Origin of the sequence: Collinsella aerofaciens (genome assembly GCF_028209625.1) — a bacterium.
Taxonomy (GTDB): Bacteria; Actinomycetota; Coriobacteriia; order Coriobacteriales; family Coriobacteriaceae; genus Collinsella; species Collinsella aerofaciens_AM.
The window spans coordinates 1-21,117 of sequence record NZ_JAQLDU010000005.1 but is presented as its reverse complement, the minus strand read 5'-3'; the positions used below and the strand labels follow the sequence as shown (position 1 = coordinate 21,117).

Genomic DNA, 21,117 nt, shown 5'->3' with positions numbered 1-21,117 from the left:
AACGAAAGGCATCCCATGTCACTTGCAGCTCAGCAATCGCTTGAATCCCATTACGTTATGCATACCTTTGGCCGCTCTCCGGTCGAGTTTGTCGAGGGTCACGGCATGAAGCTCACCGGCGACGATGGCCGTGAGTACCTCGACTTTCTTGCCGGCATCGGCGTGTGCAGCCTAGGTCATGGCAACCTGGCTGTGCTCTCGGCGCTCGAGGCACAGACCAAAAAGCTCATGCATGTCTCCAATTACTTCTACATCGAGCAGCGTGGACAGGTCGCGGCGCTGCTGTCCAAGCTTGCCAACGACGACGTAGATGGTGCACGCGTGCTTGCCGATGCCATTGCCGCCGGCGATGAGACCACGGCAGCTGCTCTTGGTGCCCCGGCTGCGGACGAGCAGGTGTGGGAGACCTTCTTTGCCAACTCCGGCGCCGAGGCCAACGAGGGCTCGATGAAGCTCGCGCGCCTGTACGCCAAGCGTGCCGGTAACGGCGGCAACACCATCGTGTGCATGCGCGGCGGCTTCCACGGCCGTACGCTCGAGACCATTGCCGCCACCATGCAGGATTGGCTGCAGGATAGTTTCCGCCCGCTGCCGGGTGGCTTTGTGGCCTGCACGCCCAACGATATCGATGAACTGCGTGCGATCTTTAAGCAGCTGGGGAGCGAAATTTGTGCCGTGATGCTCGAGCCGATTCAGGGCGAGAGCGGTGTGCACCCCATGACCGAGGAGTTTATGGCGGCAGCGCGCGACCTGGCACACGAAGTGGGCGCCGTGCTTATCGCCGACGAGGTCCAGTGCGGCATCTTCCGCTCCGGCAAGCCGTTTGCATTCCAAACCTATGGCGTGGAACCCGACATCATGAGCCTTGCCAAGGGCATTGCTGATGGCGTGCCCATGGGTGCCGCCGTAGCAAAGAAGGAGATTGCCGACGTGTTTAAGCCGGGCGACCACGGCTCGACCTTTGGCGGTAGCTGCTTGGCCGTCGCGGCGTGTGCCGCGACGCTCTCCGCGCTCGTGCACGGCGATTATGCCGACCATGTTGCCAAGGTAGGCGCCTATATGGAGGCAAAGCTCGCCAAGCTGCCGAACGTGACCGAGGTGCGTGGCCGCGGCTTGATGCTCGGCTGCGATCTGGACGATACTGTGGGTGATGCACACGACGTTGTGGCCCGTGCATTGGGGGCTGGTGCCGTGATTAACGCTACGGGTGCCCATACGCTGCGTTTCCTGCCGCCGCTCGTCTGCGAGGAATCCGACGTGGACAGTCTGATCGAGATCCTGTCGGACGTTTTGGCCTAACACAGCGAAATAACTTAACTTTGACCGGGTTCCGGACTGCGGACGTGCCCTATGTGGCATGATTCAGCGGTCTGGAGCCCGTTTTGCCTTAGATTTGCTAAGGCGGGGAGACCTGCTGGTCAAAAAACATCAAATATGAGTACTGTTACCGATTTGGTAACAGCAATTTTGGACTAATAAGGCCAGATAGCTAGTCGAAATGGCGATGAATGTACGATTTTGATCCAATTGCTAGTCCTTATAATGGACATATGTTGCGTAACTTAAGCAAATACTATCTTTTGATATGTTGTAAGCAAGGTAGCAGTACTCATTTTTGCCATTTTTTGGCCACGGCCTTTGTGACAGACGTGCTGGCGGGTTCGAATCCCATGCGCTGGGCCTGAAAAAGGAAAGGCCTCCATCGCTGGAGGCCTAACAATTCAGTGGTGGGCGATGAGGGATGTCGCGTGCGGCTGACGCCGCCCGCTTTCGCTTCGGGCCTGCGGCCCTCGCATGCTGCGCTGGAAAACGCTTCGCGTTTCCTCAGCTTCGCACCCTGTCGGGTTCGAATCCCATGCGCTGGGCCCAAAAAAGAAAGGCCCCCATAGCTGGGAGCCTATCAAATCAGTGGTGGGCGATGAGGGATGTCGCGTGCGGCTGACGCCGCCCGCTTTCGCTTCGGGCCTGCGGCCCTCGCGTGCTGCGCTGGAAAACGTTTCGCGTTTCCTCAGCTTCGCACCCTGTCGGGTTCGAATCCCATGCGCTGGGCCCAAACAAAAACGGTCCCCTTGCGAGGACCGTTTCCAATTCAATGGTGGGCGATGAGGGATTCGAACCCCCAGCCTTGTGCGTGTAAAGCACCTGCGCTAACCGTTGCGCCAATCGCCCGTGCGGAGAGAGTATAGCAAAACAATCGCCTCATTCACCTCATATCCATTAAAGGTAACCGACGCGTGTCACAGCGGAGCTGATTCAGTTGAGATTGCCTGAACATTCCGCCCCTCTTTACGCCCTCGGGTATACTCAAAAGCTACTGATTCGATTTGATGCCCAGCAACAGCAAAGGGGATAGTATATGTGCGGTTTTGTCGGTTTTGTCGGTGGGACGGATAACCAATCCGAGGTGCTCACCAAGATGATGGACCGCATCGTCCATCGTGGTCCCGACATGGGCGGCCAGTTTATCGACGGCCGCGTTGCCCTCGGCTTCCGCCGCCTGTCGATCCTCGACCTGACCGAGGCTGGCGCCCAACCTATGGCCAACGAGGACGGTAGCGTCGTCATTGTCTTCAACGGCGAGATCTACAACTTCCAAGAACTCCGTTCCGAGCTCGAGGCCAAGGGCTACAAGTTCCACTGCGGCGCCGACACCGAGAGCCTTCTGCACGGCTACGAGGAGTGGGGCGAGGCAGTACTCGATCGCTTGCGCGGTATGTACGCCTTCGTCATCTGGGACAAGAAGAAGAACAAGCTTTTTGGCGCCCGTGATATCTTTGGCATCAAGCCGCTCTACTACTATCCCATGGCCGATGCGGGCGACGGCGCTCCGGGCGTGCTCTTTGGTTCCGAGATCAAGAGCTTCCTAGACTACCCGCACTTCCACAAGGCGGTCAACAAAAAGGCCCTGCGTCCGTACATGACGCTGCAGTATTCGGCAACCGAGGAGACCTTCTTCGAGGGTGTCTACAAGCTGCCGCCGGCGCATTACTTTACCGTAGACATCCCGACCGGCAAGATGAACATCGAGCGCTACTGGGATTGCGATTACTCTGCCGTCGAGAAGCCGTTCGAGGAGTACGTCGACGAGCTGGATGAGGTCGTGCACGAGAGCGTCGAGGCCCATCGCATCGCCGACGTCAAGGTCGCGTCGTTCCTTTCCGGCGGCGTCGACTCCAGCTACATCGCCGCTTGCCTCATGCCCGACAAGACCTTCTCGGTGGGCTTTGACTACAAGAACTTCAACGAGACTAACTACGCCAAGGAGCTTTCCGATAAGCTCGGCGTCGAGAATGTCCGCAAGATGATTACCGCCGACGAGTTCTTCGGTGCGCTCGAGGACATCCAGTATCACATGGACGAGCCGCAGTCCAACCTGTCTTCCGTGCCGCTGTGGTTCTTGGCCGAGATGGCCCGCAAGGACGTCACCGTCGTGCTTTCGGGCGAAGGCGCCGACGAGCTCTTTGGCGGCTACGCCTACTACGAGGACACGGTCCCAGTCCGCAAGTACAAAAAGATGGTGCCGCTGCCCATCCGTCGCGCGCTCGGTAACCTGGCGCTGCATATGCCGTACTTCAAGGGCCATAACTTCCTGGTCAAGGGTGCCGAGATCCCTGAGAAGTCGTTCCTGGGACAGGCTCTGGTATGGCCGGAGCGCGAGGTCGACGGCGTGCTCAAGCCCGAGTACAACACCGGCGATGGCGCCTTCGAGCTTGCCGCTCCCATCTATGCGCGCGTGAAGGGTCAGCCCGAGCTGGTCAAGAAGCAGTACCTGGACATGAACATGTGGCTTCCGGGCGACATTCTGCTCAAGGCCGACAAGATGTGCATGGCGCACTCGCTGGAGCTGCGCGTGCCCTTCCTGGACCGCAAAGTCATGGAGTTCGCCGAGCACATTCCCGACCGCTACCGCATCAACGAGAACGGCAACAAACAGGTACTCCGCCACGCTGCCAACAAGTCGCTGCCCGATGAGTGGGCCACCCGTCCCAAGGTGGGCTTCCCGGTGCCGATTGTCTACTGGCTGCGCGAGCAAAAGTGGTACGACTATGTCAAGGAGTACTTCACCGCGCCGTGGGCAAGCGAGTTCTTCGATACCGACGAGCTCATGCACCTGCTCGATCTGCACTTTGCGGGCAAGGGCGATTTCCAGCGCAAGATCTATACGCCGCTCGTGTTCCTGGTGTGGTACAAGCGCTTCTTTATCGACGAGGACCAGCCCGCTGTTCAGGCTGCCTAGCCTCGGCTTACGAACGCCTGCGCGTAACGGCTCCTCCGGGAGCCGTTTTTGCGTGGGTGCGTTTCAGTTACTATAAAAACCGTCCCTGCCAAATGGCTGAGAAAGGTGAAAGATGCACCATTCGGATTCCGCGACCGTGACCACGGTCGATACGCTTGCCAAGCTTCTCGATGTGTGCGGCGAGCTGCGCGCATCAGAGCAGGTTGACGAGCGTGCCGTGACCGGCTGCTCGTTTGATTCGCGCGCGGTCTCGGCAGGTGACGTGTTCTTTTGCAAAGGCGCTGCCTTTAAGCCCGCGTTTTTGAGCATGGCGCTCGATGCGGGCGCCGTCGCATTTGTGTGCGAAGAGTCGCTGGTCGAGTCTCTGGAGCCGCTGGCGCAGGAGAGCGGTGCTGCGATGCTGGTTGTTGATAGCGTTCGCACGGCCATGGCCCTGTTGCCGCCGGAGGTCTACGACCGTCCCGACCACGACGTCAAGATCGTGGGCATCACCGGTACCAAGGGAAAGACCACGGCCGCTTTTATGCTCCAGTCGATTATCAAAGCGGCGGGCGAGTCCTGCGGCATGATCGGCTCGGTGAGTACCGACGATGGTATCGAGTGCTACGAGAGCACCAATACCACGCCAGAGGCCCCCGAGGTCTGGCGCCATATCGCCAACTGCCGTGAGTCCGGTCGCCAGTCCATGGTCATGGAGGTCTCGAGCCAGGCGCTCAAGTACCAACGCGTCGAGAATCTGCCGTTTGACGTGGCGTGCTTCCTCAACATCGGGCGTGACCACATCTCGCCGATCGAACACCCCACGTTTGAGGATTATTTTGAGAGCAAACTCAGGATCTTTGACCAGGCAAAGACCGCCGTGGTGAATCTGGGCACCGAAGAGGTTGACCGTGTGCTGGAGGCAGCGTCGACGGCCGAGCGCTTGGTGACCGTTGGCGTCGAGCATCCCGAGGCAAGCCTGTGGGCAAGCGATGTCCGCGTGGTCGGCTTTAACATCGAGTTTAACCTGCATGGCCTGTGTGCCGACGAGTCCGAGGCGGGGGAGAAGGTCCTGCTGGGCATCGCGGGCGACTTTAACGTGGAAAACGCGCTGGTCGCTATCGCCGCTGCGCACGAGATCGGCATCGGTATCGAAGCTATCAAGAAGGGCCTCTCCAAACTGCGTGTGCCGGGCCGTATGGAGGTCGTGGAGTCGAAGGACGGCCGCGTGATCTGCGTCGTTGACTATGCGCACAACCAGCTTTCGTTCCGTTCGCTTTTCTCGTCGGTCAAGCGCGCGTTTCCCGCTAGTCCAGTCATTGCAGTGTTTGGCGCTGCCGGCGGCAAGGCGCAGGAGCGCCGCGAGCAGCTTCCGCGCGAGGCCGCACCATATTCCGACCTGATGATCTTTGCCAACGAGGACCCGGCTCACGAGGACCCGATGAAGGTCTGTCGCGAGCTTGCCGAGCATGTTCCCGACGATACGCCGAACAAGATCATCCTCGACCGCGAAGCCGCTGTGCATGCGGCGTTCAAGGCGGCGCGCGAGGAGTACGTCAACCCCGATGCTCCCACCATTGTCTTGCTGCTGGCAAAGGGTGACGAGGAGCTCATGCACGTGGGCGACGAGTTCGTGCCCATCGAGAGCGACCTTTCGCTGGCCAATCGCCTGATCGATGTTACCCAGTTTGACTAATGAACCATGATGGCGGCGGCGCCCTGAGTGCGCTGTCGCCATAAGCGTGTTCCCTCAATCAAAACATGCCGTCCAAGTCCAAACCCTTCTACGTAAACGGAGTAACCATGTCCCACAACACCCTGCCGACCGTTGCCGAGCTTTCGGGCGAGATGCGCGAGCGCTTGGCCAAGGTCAAGTACGTCTTTACCGACCTGGATGCCACGATGCTCGCGCCCGGCTCGTGCGTGCTGCGCGACAACGACGGTAACCCCTCGACCAAACTCGTCGAGGCCGTCGTGGCACTTGCCCGCGCTGGTATTCAGGTGGTTCCCACCTCGGGCCGCAACCGTACCATGATCCACGAGGATGCGCGCGTGCTCGGCCTCAACTCCTACATCGGTGAGATGGGCGGCCTGGTCATGTACGACCTCAAAGCCAACGATTGGGAGTATCTGACTGGCGACATGCCTTACGACCCCGCCTGCGGCCTTACTCCGCACCAGGTGATCGAGCAGACCGGCGTGTGCGAGAAGATTCTTGCCCGCTGGCCGCACAAGATCGAGTATCACAACGACATGTCGACCGGCTACAAGTACCGCGAGGTCACCGTCGGCATGCGCGGCGATGTGCCCGACAATGAGGTCCAGGCCATCCTGGACGAGGCCGGCTGCGGCCTGGTGTGGGCCTGTAACGGTCACCTGACGCATCTGTCCAAGCCGACGACGCTCGAGCTCGATCGCGTCGAGGACGGTCGCGCGTTTAACATCAATCCCGCCGGCCTCAACAAGGGCGTTGCCATCGCGCGCTTCTGCGAGCACCTGGGGATTGAGCGCGAGGAGACGCTCGCGCTCGGCGATTCCGAGTCCGACTTCTACATGGCCGATCACGTGGGCACGTTCTGCCTGGTCGAGAATGGCCTGACGAGCGCCGGCGCGCCCGAGTTCCTGGCTGCTTGCGAGAACGCTTTCGTTACGCGCGGCAAAATTGTCGACGGTTGGGCGGCGACGGCAGAGCTGCTGGTCGCGGCGCGTTCGTAGCGCGGCGTCGCCGCACTTGGACATGTCTTTTCGAGAGAGACTGGTGAGGTAATGTCCGATATCGAGAATCCGACAGGCGACACGCGCCCGATTGGCGTGTTCGATTCTGGTTTGGGCGGTCTGACGGTTGCGCGCGCCATCGCGACGGCGCTGCCGCATGAGTCCGTCTACTACTTCGGCGACACCAAACGCTGCCCCTACGGCACGCGCACCGAGGATGAGGTGCGCTCGTTTGCGTTGCAGGCGGGCCGTTGGCTGTCGAAGCACGACGTCAAGATTATGGTCATCGCCTGCAACACGGCGACAGCTGCGGCCTTGCGTCTGGCCCAGCAGGTGCTCGACGTTCCCGTGATCGGCGTGATCGCGCCGGGTGCCCGTGCGGCAATCAACAGCACCCGCACGCGTCGCGTGGGCGTGCTCGCCACCAACCTCACCATTCGCTCGGGCGCTTACACGCGCGCCATTCAGGACCTAGATGCCGGCGTCGACGTATACGGCTGCCCCGCCTCGAGCTTTGTCGAGGTTGTCGAACACGAGCTCGCCTCGGGTGCGCATCTGCAAGAGCAGTGGCTTGAGAACGAGGACATCTTCGATACGCCTGCCGTGCGTGCGCTGGTGGGTGCCACGGTTGAGCCGCTGCGCGACCACGGTATCGATACCGTGGTGCTCGGCTGTACGCATTTTCCGCTGTTGGTGGGACCTATCCGTCATGCGCTGGGGCCTGGGGTGCGCGTCGTGAGTTCCGCCGAGGAGACCACGCGCGAGCTGACCGATATCCTCACGCGCCGCGAGCAGCTGGCGGGCGACGCCGCCGAGCCGCAGCATCGTTTTGCCACGACGGCCGATAACATTGCCGAGTTTGCGGTGGCGGGCAGCTTTATCTTTGGTCAGCCGCTCAAGAGCATTGAGCATATCGATATCGATGAGCTGAAATAGATGTAAGGCCGCCGCCAAAGCCTTCGCCACATTTTTTGCCGAAAGGATCTTTCTATGGAGTACATGCAGGTCAACCGCGCCAACGGCCGCGCCGCCAACGAGTTGCGTCCCGTTAAGCTCACCCGTGGCGTCATGAAGCACGCCCACGGTTCGTGCCTGGCCGAGTTCGGCGACACGCGCGTGCTGTGCGCCGCCACTATCGAGGAGGGCGTGCCGGGCTGGCGAAAGGGAGCTAAGGCCGGTTGGGTGACCGCGGAATACGCCATGCTGCCGACGTCGACCGGCAAGCGCTGCAAGCGCGAGCACGCCAACCGCAAAGGCCGCTCCATGGAGATCGAGCGCCTCATTGGTCGCAGCCTGCGTACCGTCGTCAACATGAAGGTGCTCGGCGAGTACACCGTCACCGTCGACTGTGACGTGATCCAGGCCGATGGCGGTACGCGTACGGCGAGCATTACCGGCGCCTGGGTGGCGCTGCACGACGCCCTTGCCATGTGGGTCGAGGCGGGTAAGCTCGAGCGCATCCCGCTCACGGGCCAGGTTGCTGCCATCTCTATGGGCGTTGTCGACGGCAACACCCTGCTCGACTTGGATTATTCCGAGGACAGCCACGCCGAGGTCGACATGAACCTTGTCGCCACCGATACCGGTGAGATGATCGAGCTCCAAGGCACTGGCGAGCAGGCGCCCTTCGACCGCAAGCGCCTTAATGCCCTGCTCGATTTGGGCGACAAGGGCATTGCCGAGCTCATCGAGCTCCAGCGCCAAGCCCTCGCCTAACCTGCCAAAAAGGGACAGGTTTATTTTGGCAGGTTTTATCTGGGAAAACGTCGAAGTATAAGACTGCCGCTGATTAAGAGGGGGAGAGGCCGAGGCCTCGTCGTCCTCAACACGGCATTGCTATAGAGACAAGGAGGCCAGCTGTGGCACTTGAGAAGATCGACATCGACACCCTCGACCCGGCGGCGACCATCGTCGTGGCAACGGGCAACGCCCATAAGCTCACCGAGATCGAGGCCATTTTGGGCAAGGCTATGCCCGAGGTTCGCTTTGTGGCGTTGGGTCAGCTGGGTGATTTTGAGGACCCCGAGGAAAACGGCACGACGTTTTTGGAGAACGCCATCATCAAGGCGCAGGCTGCCGTCGAAGAGACGGGGCTCATGGCCATTGCCGACGATTCGGGCCTGGTCGTCGACGCGCTGGACGGTGAGCCCGGTGTGTATAGCGCGCGCTACGCGGGCGTTCACGGCGACGATGCCGCCAACAATGCCAAGCTGCTCGTGAATCTGGAGGGCGTGGCCGACGAGGACCGCACTGCGCGCTTTATGAGCGTCGTCGCGCTCATCGACACGGACGGTTTGGTCACCTATGGTGAGGGCGCCTGCGAGGGCGTTATCGCGCACGAGGGCCGCGGCGATCACGGCTTTGGCTACGACCCGCTGTTCCTGCCGGTCGACACGCCGGGTAAGACCATGGCCGAGCTGACGGCGGACGAGAAGAACGCCATCAGCCATCGATTCCATGCGCTCGAGCACCTATCCGCCAAACTGACGGGCGAGGAGTAGGCCGTGCGTGCGGTGGTGCAGCGCGTGCTCAACGCCGGCGTGACGGTCGACGGCGAGTGCGTGGGCAAAATTGGGCGCGGCTATCTGGTGCTGCTGGGCGTGGGCCACGGCGACACGCGCGCCGAGGCCGATAAGCTGTGGAGCAAGCTCCGGGGCTTGCGCATTAACGAGGACGAGAACGGCAAGACCAACCTGGCACTTGCCGATGTCGAAGGCGAGGTACTCGTGGTGTCGCAGTTCACGCTGTTCGCCGATTGCCGTCACGGCCGCCGCCCATCGTTTACGGATGCCGGCGCCCCCGATGTCGCCAACGAGCTCTACGAGTACTTCCTGACGCTTGTGCGCGAGGACGTCGAGCACGTAGCGCATGGCATCTTCGGCGCCGACATGAAGGTCGACCTCGTCAACGACGGTCCATTCACCATCGTTCTGGACACAGACAATCTGTAAGTAGTCAATTATGGACGGGGATTTTTTAGCTACTTGCGCATGGCGGTAGCAGGGTGCTATAGTATTAGAGTTTTGTCTATCTTAGGGGTATTATCCCCTTTTTGAATTGCACCTTCTGGAGGCCCTGTTCATGGAAGAGATGGAAGTCAATCACGTCGACGACATCCACGAGAAGCTGACCGATATGGTGGGCGATCGCGTTAAGGTTAAGGCCAACATGGGCCGTACCCGCGTCGTCGAGCGCATGGGCACCATCAAGAGCGTCCACCCCGCAGTCTTTATCGTCGAGGTTGACGAGCGCCGCGGCCGCAAGTCGCGTCAGTCCTACCAGTATATCGATGTCCTCACCGGGCAGGTCGAGCTGTTCGACCCCGAGAGCGGTGAGCACATCTTTACTCCGCTCGGCAACCAGCTCGAGGAGCACTAACGGTGACCGATTGGTCCCTTACCCTTACCGCGCCGGCAAAAATTAACCTCTACCTGGGGGTTCATACCGAGCGTGACGCCCGCGGCTACCACAAGGTCGATTCCCTGATGGCAGCCGTCGGCCTTGTCGATACCGTGACGGTCACGCCGGCACAGGTGCTGACCGTCCAGACTATTCCGGCATCCGACTTTCCCATGCAAAAGAATACGGCGTATCGTGCGGCCGCTGCTATGGTCGAGCATTATGGTCGCGAAGCCAACGTGTGCGTGACGATCGAAAAGCGTATCCCGCTGTGCGCCGGCCTTGGCGGCCCCTCGACGGATGCCGCCGCGGTCATTGTTGCCTTGGCCGAGCTGTGGGGTATCGACCGTACCGATTCCGCGCTGGACAACATCGCGCGCGGCATTGGCGCTGACGTTCCCTTCTTTTTGCATGCCAGCCCAGCATTTTACGTGGGTGGGGGAGACGTGCTGGCCACCGAGTACCCTGCACTACCCGCGACGCCCGTCGTGCTGGTCAAGCCGCGCGAGGCAAGCGTTTCAACAATTGAAGCCTATCGACGTTTTGATGAGACTCCAGCGCCTGCGGACAAGCCCGGAGCGATCGCATCTGCCCTTCGCTCGGGAGACGCAGAGGCGGCCTACGCGCTCGTCCACAACAACCTGGGTGTCATTTCCGCGCAGATGGAGCCGCGGATTCAAACGGTGCTCGACTGGCTTCGTTCACAGGACGGTACCATTGCCACAAACGTGTGCGGTTCGGGTGCCTGCTCGTTTGCTCTCTGCGATAGCGCCGCCACGGCAGCCAATCTTGCGGCGACGGCTCAACAAAACGGCTGGTGGGCTTATGCAACGGAGCTCGTTTCCGACACGGTTCGCATTGAAGCGCCAAAGAAATAAAAATTTCTCTAGCACGCGGCGAAAATCTTTGTTACTATAGTCGAGCTAACGGGTTGTGGCTCAGTTTGGTAGAGCACTGCGTTCGGGACGCAGGGGTCGCTGGTTCAAATCCAGTCAACCCGACCAGAGCATGAGGAGGGATCGCTTCTTGCGGTCCCTTTTTTTAGCTATTGTTGTGATACCGCGACACCCGCGGTATACTCATTCGAGCTTGTCTCGCTGTATTGTGGAGGTCTACATGTTTGGACTGAGGGCTCCTGAGCTCATCATCATTCTCGTCGTTGTCCTGATTATCTTCGGGCCCAAGAACCTGCCGAAGCTCGGCAAGTCCCTCGGCTCTACCGTCAAGAATATCCGCGAGGGTATGGAGGGCGACGATAAGGGCGAAACCAAGCAGGCCGAGGACGTTGTGGTCGAGGAGTCCAAGGAGGACAAGGAGATCGCAGAGCTCGAGGCCAAGCTCGCTGCTGCTAAGCAAAAGAAGGCAGAGGACAGCGACGCGGACGCAGAGTAGTCCCATCCCTTTGGGGTGAGCACCTGACCGGCTTGCCCGCAGGCTAGCCGGTCTTTTTCGTTTTGTTGACAGTTGATCGTTACATCATAGTTGGGGAGATATCCGTATGGACGCAAGCCAGATCGTACTGACCGCTGAGGGCCGCCAGAAGCTCGTCGAGGAGCTCGCTTGGCGTGAGGGCGATTACGCCAAGGAGATCGTCGAGGACATCAAGGAAGCCCGCGCGTTCGGCGACCTTTCGGAGAACTCCGAGTACGACGCCGCCAAGGACAAGCAGGCCCAGAATGCTGCTCGCATTGCCGAGATTCAGGCCATCCTCGCCAACGCTCAGGTTGCTGCCACCACGGGCGATCTGACCGTCTCCATCGGTTCCACCGTTTCTCTGATCGATCCCAACGGTGAGGTCATGGAAGTCACGCTCGTCGGTACCACCGAGACCAACTCGCTCGAGCACAAGATCTCCAACGAGTCTCCGGTCGGCCATGCCATCATCGGTCACGGCGAGGGCGACTCCGTCGAGGTCGTTACGCCTTCCGGCAAGACTCGCGTCTACACCATCGCCAAGATCGCACGCTAGACCACGGTCCCGCGTAAAGGTATGTTTTCGCTCCCTGGGACCGAATCCTGGGGAGCGTTTTAATTTGAGGAGCTAACTTATGGCAGAGAACCAGAACGCCGCCGATCAGGCATCGACGCTCAACGACGAGCGCGCCACCCGCCTGGCCAAGCGCGCCGCCCTGTTCGAGGCGGGCCAGAACCCCTATCCCGAGCACTCCGAGATTGAGGACTACGTCGTCGACATCGAGACTAAGTACGCCGAGCTCACCGATGGCGAGGACACCGAGGACGTCGTGAAGATCGGCGGCCGTGTGGTCGCCAAGCGCGGTCAGGGCAAGATCATGTTCATCGTCGTGCGCGACGCGACCGGCGAGATCCAGCTGTTCTGCCGCATCAACGATATGGACGAGGCCGCCTGGAATACGCTCAAGGCCCTCGACCTGGGCGATATCCTGGGCGTGACCGGCGTAGTCGTGCGCACCAAGCGTGGCCAGCTTTCCGTTGCCCCCAAGAGCGCGACGCTGCTGTCCAAGGCCGTTCGCCCGCTGCCCGAGAAGTTCCACGGTCTCTCCGACAAGGAGACCCGCTATCGTCAGCGTTATGTCGACCTGATCGCCAACGACGACGTTCGCGAGACCTTCCGCAAGCGCTCACAGATCCTCTCCACGTTCCGCCGCTTTATGGAGTCCGATGGCTACATGGAGGTTGAGACTCCTATCCTGCAGACCATCCAGGGCGGAGCTACTGCCAAGCCGTTCATCACGCACTTCAACGCGCTCGATCAGGAGTGCTATCTGCGTATCGCCACCGAGCTGCACCTCAAGCGCTGCATCGTCGGCGGCTTTGAGCGTGTTTTCGAGATCGGCCGCATCTTCCGCAACGAGGGTATGGACCTTACCCACAACCCCGAGTTCACCACGATGGAGGCCTACCGCGCCTTCTCCGATCTCGAGGGCATGAAGGCGCTCGCCCAGGGTGTCATTAAGGCCGCTAACAAGGCTATCGGCAACCCCGAGGTTATTGAGTACCAGGGCCAGACCATCGACCTTTCTGGTGAGTGGGCAAGCCGTTCCATGACCGATATCGTCTCCGACGTGCTCGGCAAGCAGGTCACCATCGACACGCCGGTTGAGGAGCTTGCTGCCGCCGCACGCGAGAAGGGCCTGGAGATCAAGCCCGAGTGGACCGCCGGCAAGATCATCGCCGAGATCTATGACGAGCTGGGCGAGGACACCATCGTCAACCCCACCTTCGTGTGCGATTACCCCATCGAGGTTAGTCCGCTTGCCAAGCGCTTTGAGGATGATCCGCGCCTGACCCATCGCTTTGAGCTGGTCATCGCCGGTCACGAGTACGCCAACGCGTTCTCCGAGCTCAACGACCCGGTCGACCAGGCCGAGCGCTTCGCTGCCCAGATGGCCGAGAAGGCCGGCGGCGACGATGAGGCCATGGAGTACGACGAGGATTACGTGCGTGCCCTCGAGTACGGTATGCCTCCCGCGGGTGGCATCGGCATCGGTATCGACCGCGTGGTCATGCTGCTCACCAACCAGGCTTCCATCCGCGACGTGCTGCTGTTCCCGCACATGAAGCCCGAGAAGGGTTTCCAGTCCGGTGCCGCTGCTGCCAAAGCTGCCGAGGCCGGCAACACCGCGAGCCCCTTCGTCAAGCCGCTCAAGCCCACGGTTGATTATTCCAAGATTGCCGTCGAGCCGCTGTTTGAGGAGTTCGTCGACTTTGATACCTTCTCCAAGAGCGACTTCCGCGCCGTGAAGGTCAAGGCATGCGAGGCCGTCAAGAAGTCCAAGAAGCTGCTGAACTTTACGCTCGATGACGGCACCGGCACCGACCGCACCATCCTCTCCGGCATTCACGATTATTACGAGCCCGAGGACCTGGTCGGCAAGACCCTGCTCGCCATCACCAACCTGCCTCCGCGCAAGATGATGGGCATCCCCAGCTGCGGTATGCTCATCAGCGCCATCCACGAGGAGGAGGGCGAGGAGCGTCTCAACCTGATCCAGCTCGACGCTTCCATCCCCGCCGGCGCAAAGATGTACTAACTAGTTACGCGGTTCTACGAACCGCGTAACGGCTCGACGCTGCGCGGGCCGCATTTGGACAATCTGACGTTCAACTTCAAGGGCGCGACCAGGAGGTCAGCGCCCTTTCGTTTCACGTCACCTTGTCACAAATGCGACCCGCTCGCTGACGTTGCCAACACATCGATGTAGTCATTGGGGACGTTCTTAAACGACTAGTCATTCAAGAACGTCCCCAATGACTACCCAACGACCGCACCGGCGCATTGACGATTTTGCGTCTCCCGTGCCCGACAGCCGTCTCTTTTATGTTTCCTTTAGCCGTCGCTGCCTAGGATGGGGGTTAGTCGATAGGAAGGGAGCATCGGGATGGACGATGCGAGCGAGCGCGCGATCGAAGAGGACATGCTCGATCAGTTTAATTACTTTGATGATGAGGACGAGGAGCTGATCGACCGTCGCGAGCCGGCATCGCTTGACTCATTTGACCTAGTGGGTGAAGGGGCTGATGAGGTTGAGAATGAATCGACGGAACCCCCACAGTCTTCGCGCCTTGACTCGCTGCTTTCGAGAGCCCCCATGCACCACGGTGTTCGTGCCGGCGCCCTCCATATGAAAACCGACTGGCGCCAGATCGTGACGGCAGGCGATGAGCTTGCCGTCGATGCGCCGCTCACCGATAAATCATCCATCATCTGCCGCACCGGCATGCTTATGCTGGCAAGCGGAACAGGTGCCTGGCGCGTGCGCGATACCATGAATCGTGTTGCTGCCGTACTCGGCGTCACGATTCACGTCGACCTGAGTCTCCTGTCGTTTGAGTGCACCTGCATCGAAGGCGGCCACTGCTTTAACGAGGTCGTCAGCCTACCCACAACGGGAGTCAATACTCATCGCATTTGGATGATGGAGAGCTTCTTAAAGGAAATCGAGGTTTACGGGCGCCGGTTTACCGTGCATGAGTACCACGAGATGCTCAAGACCGTTGAGAGTTCAAAACCCGATTACACTCCCTGGCAACAGGGCCTTGCGGCGGCCTGTGCTTGTGGCGCCTTTGTCTTTTTGCTCGGCGGCGGCCCTATCGAGATGGCTTGTGCATTTGTGGGCGCTGGTGTCGGCAACTTTGCTCGTTCCCATATTCTCAAGCAGGGCCTTGGCCAGTTTAGCGCGCTGACGATCGGCGTTGCACTCGCTTGCGTCTCGTATCTGCTGGCATTGCTCGGTCTTGGACAGGTCATACCGGGGGCAATGTCGCACCAAGAAGGCTATATCGGCGCCATGCTCTTTGTGATCCCCGGCTTTCCTCTCATTACGGCAGGTCTCGACATCGCTAAGCTCGACATGCGAAGCGGCATTGAGCGTCTTTCGTATGCCGTGTCGATTATTGTGATGGCGACCCTCGTGGGCTGGATGGTTGCCGAGTGTGTGGGACTGGCGCCGGATGACTTCGCTCCGCTCGGGCTCTCACCGTTGGCTCTTACGCTCTTGCGTGTGGTGATGAGCTTTGTCGGAGTATTTGGCTTCTCGGTTATGTTCAACAGTCCGATAAAGATGGCCGCGGCGGCAGGGCTCATCGGCGCCGTGTCTAATACCTTGCGCCTTACGCTCGTCGATGCGCCGACGCTGTTTCCCTTTCTGGGCTTGAGCGCTGGCATGCCTCCCGAGGCGGCGGCGTTTATCGGCGCGCTGGTATCGGGTCTGCTCGCGAGCTTAGCCGAAATCAAGCTCACCTATCCACGTATCGCCCTCACGGTGCCATCGATTGTCATTATGGTGCCGGGCTTGTATCTGTATCGCTCGATGTATTACATGTGCACCTTCGACACGGTCAATATGCTCGGCTGGTTTGTGCGTGCAGTGCTCATTGTGGCGTTTCTGCCCGTTGGCCTGGGCGTGGCGAGAACCCTCACCGACTCTCGCTGGCGCCACACCAGCTAATTGGGGCAAATGAAACTGATCCGCAAAACATGAACGTGGATAATCTCCCGTTTTTGGCCTGTTTACGGGCTCAAAACGGGAGATTATCCACGCTCGTGGAATGGGTGTCCGAAAATCCACGCTCGTTGGGCCGATGCAGACGCACCTGGCAATTCCTTTTTTGTAGACGTTGTCGTATGGCTGCATGCGGAAAAGGCCCCAGCGGTTAACATATACTCCATATGGGTAAAGAGACCAAAGCGCCGCCACGAGTGGCGCTTTGCGTTTGAAAAACTAGCTCGTCTAAGAGGAACTAGCATGTTAGACCGTTTTACCGATCGCGCGCGCAAGGTCATGTCCATGGCCAAGCAAGAGGCGCTCGATCTGCACTCAAATAAGGTGGGCACCGAGCACCTGCTGCTTGCGCTCGCTAAGGAGGACGAGGGTATTGCCGCCGAGGCACTGCGTTCGCTCGATATCTCCTACGATGACATCATGGATACCCTCAAAGAGGTCCAGACCACGGTTCCCGAGCCCAGCGAGGAGACCGAGGCTACCAAGCTCGCCTTTACGCCGCTCGTCATCAGCGTGATGGAACGCTCCTTCCGCGTGGCACGCGAGAACAACCAGACCTACGTTTCGACCGAGCACTTGCTGATCGGCATCGTCGAAGAAGGCAACGGCATGGCCATGGACATCCTCATGCGCCTGGGCGTGTCGTCCGCCTCCATCAAAAAGGCTATCGAGAAACTCACCGCCAAGGACCAGGATAAGAAGCGTCCGCTCGCTGGCGCTGGCGCTGGTCGTCCCGGTGCGGGCCTGCCGTTCTTTAGCGGCTCGGATGCCTCTCAGCAAAAGGGGAGCGGCACCGACACGCTCAAGCAGTTCGCCACCAACCTCACGCAAAAGGCGCGCGACGGCGAGCTCGATCCCGTGATTGGCCGCGAAAAGGAAGTCCAGCGCATGATGGAGATCCTTTCGCGCCGCACCAAGAACAATCCGCTTATCCTGGGCGATCCCGGCGTGGGCAAGACGGCTATCGTCGAGGGCCTGGCGCAGCAGATTGCTGCTGGCAACGTGCCCGAGAACCTCATGAACCAGAATATCTGGACGCTCGACCTGCCGGGTCTTGTCGCGGGCGCCAAGTATCGCGGTGAGTTTGAGGAGCGCCTCAAGAACGTGATCCAAGAGGCCACCGAGGCCGACGACGTCATCTTGTTTATCGATGAGATGCACACCATCATCGGTGCCGGTTCTGCCGAGGGCTCCATCGACGCGAGCTCCATGCTCAAGCCCGTGCTCGCGCGCGGTGCCTTCCAGATTATCGGCGCCACCACGGCCGAGGAATTCCGCAAGTACCTCACCAAGGACCCGGCCTTCGAGCGTCGCTTCCAGACCATCGATGTCGAGGAGCCGAGCGTCGAGGACACGGTCAAGATCCTGACCGCGCTCAAGCCGCGCTACGAGGAGCACCACCATGTGCGCTATACGCAGGGTGCTATCGAGGCCGCCGCGAACCTTTCCAACCGCTACATTCAGGATCGCTTCCTGCCCGATAAGGCCATCGACCTCATTGACGAGGCCGGTGCCCGCGCCCGCATCGCCGCGAATCGCGCGCCCGAGCCGGTGCGCGAGGCCGAGCATCGTATAGAGGAGCTCAAGGCCGCCGCGCAGGAGGCCACCGAGAGCGATGACATGAACAAGGCCGCCGAGATCACCGAGCAGCAGAAGGCCGCCGAGATTGAACTCGCCGAAGCCAAGGCCGCCTGGACCGCCGAGCTCGACGCCAGCCCGCTCACCATCGACGTGAGTCAGATTGCCGACATCGTGTCCGTGACTTCGGGCGTGCCGGTTTCCTCGCTCACCGAGAGCGAGAGCCGTCGCCTGCTGCAGACCGAAAGCGTGCTCAAGACCCGCATTATCGGCCAGGACGAGGCCGTCGAGGCCGTCGCCAAGGCCGTGCGCCGCAGCCGCTCGCCGCTCAAGGACCCGCGTCGTCCCGGCGGCAGCTTTATCTTCCTGGGTCCCACCGGCACGGGCAAGACCGAGCTCGCCAAGACGCTCGCCGAGTATCTCTTTGGCAGCAAAGACGCGCTCATCAGCTTCGACATGTCCGAGTTCGGTAGCGAGTTCGAGGTCTCCAAGCTCATCGGTAGCCCTCCGGGCTACGTCGGTCACGACGAGGGCGGCCAGCTCACCAAGGCCGTTCGTCGCCACCCGTACTCGGTCGTGCTGTTCGACGAGATCGAGAAGGCGCACCCCGATATCTTCAACATCTTGCTGCAGGTGCTGGAGGAGGGCCGCCTGACCGATAGCCAGGGCAAGACGGTCGACTTCCGCAACACCGTGATCATCATGACGTCCAATGTGGGCGCCCGCGAGATTGCGCAGGATGCGAGCGTGGGCTTTGGCACCACCGGCGAGCAGGGTCTCACGTCGAGTGAGATCCGTGGTCGCGCGATGGGCGAGCTCAAGCGCCTGTTCCGCCCCGAGCTGCTCAACCGTATCGACGACATTGTTGTGTTCCAGAAGCTCTCGGGCGAGAATCTCACCAAGATCGCGCACCTGCTGGTGGACGACCTGCGCCAGCGTCTGATTGCCAACGGCATGAACATCAAGCTCACCGATGCGGCCTATGACAAGATCGTGGCCGAGGGCACCGACCTCACCAACGGTGCGCGTCCGCTGCGCCGTGCTATTCAAAAGCTCATCGAGGACCCGCTGTCCGAGGAACTTCTGGCCGGCGAGTGGGGCGAGGGCGATACCGTCCTGTGCGACGTGGCCGATGGCAAGTTTGTCTTTAGCCACGGCACGGGCGAGATCCCGGCACCGCGTCCGGCGGGCACGCTCGGTGGTGATACCGCCCCGGCGGCACCGCGCACTGGCAACGCCGCGCCCGTGAGCGGCGGCGTGACCTCGGGCCCCGGCGGCATGATGCAAGCCGGTTCCGGCGCGCTGTAGGGCGTAACAAAACCTTGTGTCCACGAGGGCGTTCCAAAGGAGCGCCCTTTTTCTGTTGGAAAGCCCCCTTCGTTCAAAGTAGATCTCATTAAACATATCAATGGCGTATGCATAAACGTTGATCAAGCGTTGAGGTTGGATGAAGGGTCCAACGTCCCTTCGGCGCGGCCCGTCTAACCTGCTTTATCTTAATAAAGTGGCGTCTCCCCACCGTTAGCCGATGATGCAAGGGCGCTCGGCGTTTTCGACTGGTTTATGCACGCAAAGTCTGGGAATATACAAGGCGCATGTCTTACTGTCTAACCAGTTGCGCCAAGGAGGCACCATGGATTACAAGATCACCGGCTACGAGCCCGCCCAGCTGTTCCATTTCTTTGAGGAGGTCAGCGCGATCCCCCGTGGGTCTGGCAACGAGAAGGGCATCAGCGATTTCCTGGTTGCGTTTGCCAAGGAGCGCGGCCTCGATGTGTACCAGGACGAGGTCTACAACGTCATCATTCGCAAGCCCGCTTCTGCCGGCGCCGAGAATGCCCCGACCGTGATGCTGCAGGGCCACATCGATATGGTGTGCGACAAGTTGGGCTCTGTTGAGCACGACTTTACGACCGACGGTATCGACCTGGTCGTCAAGGACGGCGTCCTCACCGCTAACGGCACCACCCTGGGCGCCGACAACGGTATTGCTGTCGCTCTGATGCTTACTGTGCTCAACGACGATTCGATCGTTCATCCCGCCCTCGAGTGCGTATTCACCACCGACGAGGAGACTGGCCTGGTCGGCGCCGAGACGCTCGACAAGTCCCAGATTAGCGCCCGCACCATGATTAACCTTGACTCCGAGGAAGAGGGCGTTGCCACCGTCAGCTGCGCCGGCGGCGTCGTTGTTACCTACACCTGCCCCATCGTGCGCGAGCACAAGACCGGCAGCACCCTCACGCTCGACATCTCCGGCCTACTGGGTGGTCATTCCGGCAACGATATCAACCTGGAGCGCGGCAACGGCAACCTCATCATGGCCCGCATCATCGACCGCCTGATGGTCGCCGGCGAGCCCGCCATCGTTAGCTTTAACGGCGGCACTAAGGACAACGCCATCAACCGTGAGTGCAAGGCCGAGCTGGTTTACGCCGACCACGCTGCCGCCGAGGCCGCGGCCCAGATCGCAAAGGACATCATCGCCGACGTCACTGCCGAGCTCGAGGTCTTCGACCCCGGCTTTACCTGCACCGTCGAGATTGCCGACGACGCCGAGGTCGAGGCCATGGATCAGAAGTCCGCGCTTGCCCTCATCCGCGCCCTGCGTCTTGCCCCTAATGGCGTGATTCGCCGCAACGTCGCCACCGACGGCTCCGTCGAGGTTTCCTCCAACATCGGCGTGGTCGCCACTTCCGACGACCAGGTCAAGATCATGCTGTCCCCGCGCTCCTCGATCACCTCGCTGCAGAACGAGTTCAAGGACCGCCTGCAGACGCTGGCCGATGTCTTGGGCTTCGACGCCAAGTTTGAGTTCGAGTATCCCGGCTGGAGCTATGCCGAGCATTCGCCGGTCCGCGACGTTTTTGTCGAGAGCTATCGCGAGCTCTTTGGCTCCGAGCTGCGCATCGAGTCCATTCACGCTGGCCTTGAGTGCGGCCTGTTTGCTGAGGCCCTGCACGGCCTGGACGCCATCGCCGTGGGCCCGACGCTCTCCGATGTCCACACCCCGGACGAGAGCATGGAGCTCGCTTCTGCCGAGCGCTTCTACGAGCTGCTCATCGACGTCCTCAAGCGCCTCGCTGCGTAAAGGTCGCGCTAGCAGCGGTCCGAGCCACGTGCTAGCGGATTGCAAATGACATTATGAGGGGGGTGTTCCTATAGTTTTGTCAACTGGGCAATGCTGTTTTCGAGATTGAATCGCGACATGCTAACGCCAGGCCT

At 60.5% G+C, this 21,117-nt stretch carries 16 protein-coding genes and 2 tRNA genes; 17 read left to right on the top strand and 1 reads right to left on the bottom strand.

Annotation, left to right across the window (positions count from 1 at the left end):
- The first annotated feature begins 15 nt into the window (after positions 1–15).
- Positions 16–1,299, top strand: a complete 1,284-nt coding sequence (locus tag PMW70_RS03485; protein ID WP_271743883.1) for an aspartate aminotransferase family protein — start codon at positions 16–18, stop codon at positions 1,297–1,299.
- 794 nt (positions 1,300–2,093) lie between these two features.
- Here PMW70_RS03485 and PMW70_RS03480 read toward each other — a convergent pair.
- A tRNA-Val gene (locus PMW70_RS03480) sits at positions 2,094–2,169 on the bottom strand.
- Positions 2,170–2,356: 187 nt separating this feature from the next.
- Between PMW70_RS03480 and asnB the strand changes: the two genes are divergently transcribed.
- The 16 genes from asnB to PMW70_RS03400 all read left to right on the top strand — a co-directional run bounded on the left by asnB (position 2,357) and on the right by PMW70_RS03400 (position 20,983).
- Entirely contained in the window at positions 2,357–4,237 is a 1,881-nt protein-coding gene (gene asnB / locus PMW70_RS03475; protein ID WP_117563808.1) for an asparagine synthase (glutamine-hydrolyzing), read from the top strand.
- Between the two features lie 112 nt (positions 4,238–4,349).
- Entirely contained in the window at positions 4,350–5,912 is a 1,563-nt protein-coding gene (locus PMW70_RS03470) for a Mur ligase family protein (protein WP_271729167.1), read from the top strand.
- Between the two features lie 107 nt (positions 5,913–6,019).
- Entirely contained in the window at positions 6,020–6,931 is a 912-nt protein-coding gene (locus PMW70_RS03465; protein ID WP_117635958.1) for an HAD family hydrolase, read from the top strand.
- Between the two features lie 51 nt (positions 6,932–6,982).
- Positions 6,983–7,867 carry a glutamate racemase gene (gene murI, locus PMW70_RS03460; RefSeq protein ID WP_117716881.1) on the top strand — a complete coding sequence of 295 codons (885 nt, stop codon included), beginning with the start codon at positions 6,983–6,985 and terminating at the stop codon, positions 7,865–7,867.
- Positions 7,868–7,921: 54 nt separating this feature from the next.
- On the top strand, positions 7,922–8,647 hold the full coding sequence (rph, locus tag PMW70_RS03455; protein ID WP_118377383.1) for a ribonuclease PH: 726 nt from the start codon (positions 7,922–7,924) through the stop codon (positions 8,645–8,647).
- A 143-nt stretch (positions 8,648–8,790) separates the two neighbouring features.
- Positions 8,791–9,432 carry an RdgB/HAM1 family non-canonical purine NTP pyrophosphatase gene (gene rdgB, locus PMW70_RS03450; protein ID WP_118377384.1) on the top strand — a complete coding sequence of 214 codons (642 nt, stop codon included), beginning with the start codon at positions 8,791–8,793 and terminating at the stop codon, positions 9,430–9,432.
- Between the two features lie 3 nt (positions 9,433–9,435).
- Complete coding sequence (gene dtd / locus PMW70_RS03445) at positions 9,436–9,882, top strand: D-aminoacyl-tRNA deacylase (RefSeq protein WP_118377385.1); 447 nt, start codon at positions 9,436–9,438, stop codon at positions 9,880–9,882.
- A gap of 130 nt (positions 9,883–10,012) precedes the next feature.
- Positions 10,013–10,309, top strand: coding sequence for a Veg family protein (locus PMW70_RS03440; RefSeq protein WP_006234957.1), 297 nt, complete (start codon positions 10,013–10,015; stop codon positions 10,307–10,309).
- A gap of 2 nt (positions 10,310–10,311) precedes the next feature.
- Entirely contained in the window at positions 10,312–11,208 is an 897-nt protein-coding gene (gene ispE / locus PMW70_RS03435; RefSeq protein ID WP_271743882.1) for a 4-(cytidine 5'-diphospho)-2-C-methyl-D-erythritol kinase, read from the top strand.
- A 49-nt stretch (positions 11,209–11,257) separates the two neighbouring features.
- Positions 11,258–11,334, top strand: a tRNA-Pro gene (locus tag PMW70_RS03430).
- 112 nt (positions 11,335–11,446) lie between these two features.
- Positions 11,447–11,722, top strand: a complete 276-nt coding sequence (gene tatA / locus PMW70_RS03425; protein WP_152073393.1) for a twin-arginine translocase TatA/TatE family subunit — start codon at positions 11,447–11,449, stop codon at positions 11,720–11,722.
- 106 nt (positions 11,723–11,828) lie between these two features.
- Positions 11,829–12,299, top strand: a complete 471-nt coding sequence (gene greA / locus PMW70_RS03420; protein ID WP_006234960.1) for a transcription elongation factor GreA — start codon at positions 11,829–11,831, stop codon at positions 12,297–12,299.
- Positions 12,300–12,378: 79 nt separating this feature from the next.
- Positions 12,379–14,343: a lysine--tRNA ligase gene (gene lysS, locus PMW70_RS03415; protein WP_271743881.1), complete on the top strand. Its 1,965-nt coding sequence runs from the start codon at positions 12,379–12,381 to the stop codon at positions 14,341–14,343.
- A 348-nt stretch (positions 14,344–14,691) separates the two neighbouring features.
- Positions 14,692–16,260, top strand: coding sequence for a threonine/serine exporter family protein (locus PMW70_RS03410; protein ID WP_271743880.1), 1,569 nt, complete (start codon positions 14,692–14,694; stop codon positions 16,258–16,260).
- 297 nt (positions 16,261–16,557) lie between these two features.
- Positions 16,558–19,200 carry an ATP-dependent Clp protease ATP-binding subunit gene (locus PMW70_RS03405; RefSeq protein WP_271743879.1) on the top strand — a complete coding sequence of 881 codons (2,643 nt, stop codon included), beginning with the start codon at positions 16,558–16,560 and terminating at the stop codon, positions 19,198–19,200.
- Between the two features lie 325 nt (positions 19,201–19,525).
- Positions 19,526–20,983 (top strand): aminoacyl-histidine dipeptidase, encoded by a 1,458-nt coding sequence (locus PMW70_RS03400; protein WP_117775886.1) that lies wholly within the window; start codon positions 19,526–19,528, stop codon positions 20,981–20,983.
- Positions 20,984–21,117: the final 134 nt, after the last annotated feature.

Excerpts from the sequence above, each read along its gene's own strand:
- PMW70_RS03485 (WP_271743883.1), top strand. The coding sequence starts at position 16 with ATGTCACTTGCAGCTCAGCAATCGCTTGAATCCCATTACGTTATGCAT.
- asnB (WP_117563808.1), top strand. The coding sequence starts at position 2,357 with ATGTGCGGTTTTGTCGGTTTTGTCGGTGGGACGGATAACCAATCCGAG.
- PMW70_RS03470 (WP_271729167.1), top strand. The coding sequence starts at position 4,350 with ATGCACCATTCGGATTCCGCGACCGTGACCACGGTCGATACGCTTGCC.
- PMW70_RS03465 (WP_117635958.1), top strand. The coding sequence starts at position 6,020 with ATGTCCCACAACACCCTGCCGACCGTTGCCGAGCTTTCGGGCGAGATG.
- murI (WP_117716881.1), top strand. The coding sequence starts at position 6,983 with ATGTCCGATATCGAGAATCCGACAGGCGACACGCGCCCGATTGGCGTG.
- rph (WP_118377383.1), top strand. The coding sequence starts at position 7,922 with ATGGAGTACATGCAGGTCAACCGCGCCAACGGCCGCGCCGCCAACGAG.
- PMW70_RS03440 (WP_006234957.1), top strand. The coding sequence starts at position 10,013 with ATGGAAGAGATGGAAGTCAATCACGTCGACGACATCCACGAGAAGCTG.
- tatA (WP_152073393.1), top strand. The coding sequence starts at position 11,447 with ATGTTTGGACTGAGGGCTCCTGAGCTCATCATCATTCTCGTCGTTGTC.
- greA (WP_006234960.1), top strand. The coding sequence starts at position 11,829 with ATGGACGCAAGCCAGATCGTACTGACCGCTGAGGGCCGCCAGAAGCTC.
- lysS (WP_271743881.1), top strand. The coding sequence starts at position 12,379 with ATGGCAGAGAACCAGAACGCCGCCGATCAGGCATCGACGCTCAACGAC.
- PMW70_RS03410 (WP_271743880.1), top strand. The coding sequence starts at position 14,692 with ATGGACGATGCGAGCGAGCGCGCGATCGAAGAGGACATGCTCGATCAG.
- PMW70_RS03405 (WP_271743879.1), top strand. The coding sequence starts at position 16,558 with ATGTTAGACCGTTTTACCGATCGCGCGCGCAAGGTCATGTCCATGGCC.
- PMW70_RS03400 (WP_117775886.1), top strand. The coding sequence starts at position 19,526 with ATGGATTACAAGATCACCGGCTACGAGCCCGCCCAGCTGTTCCATTTC.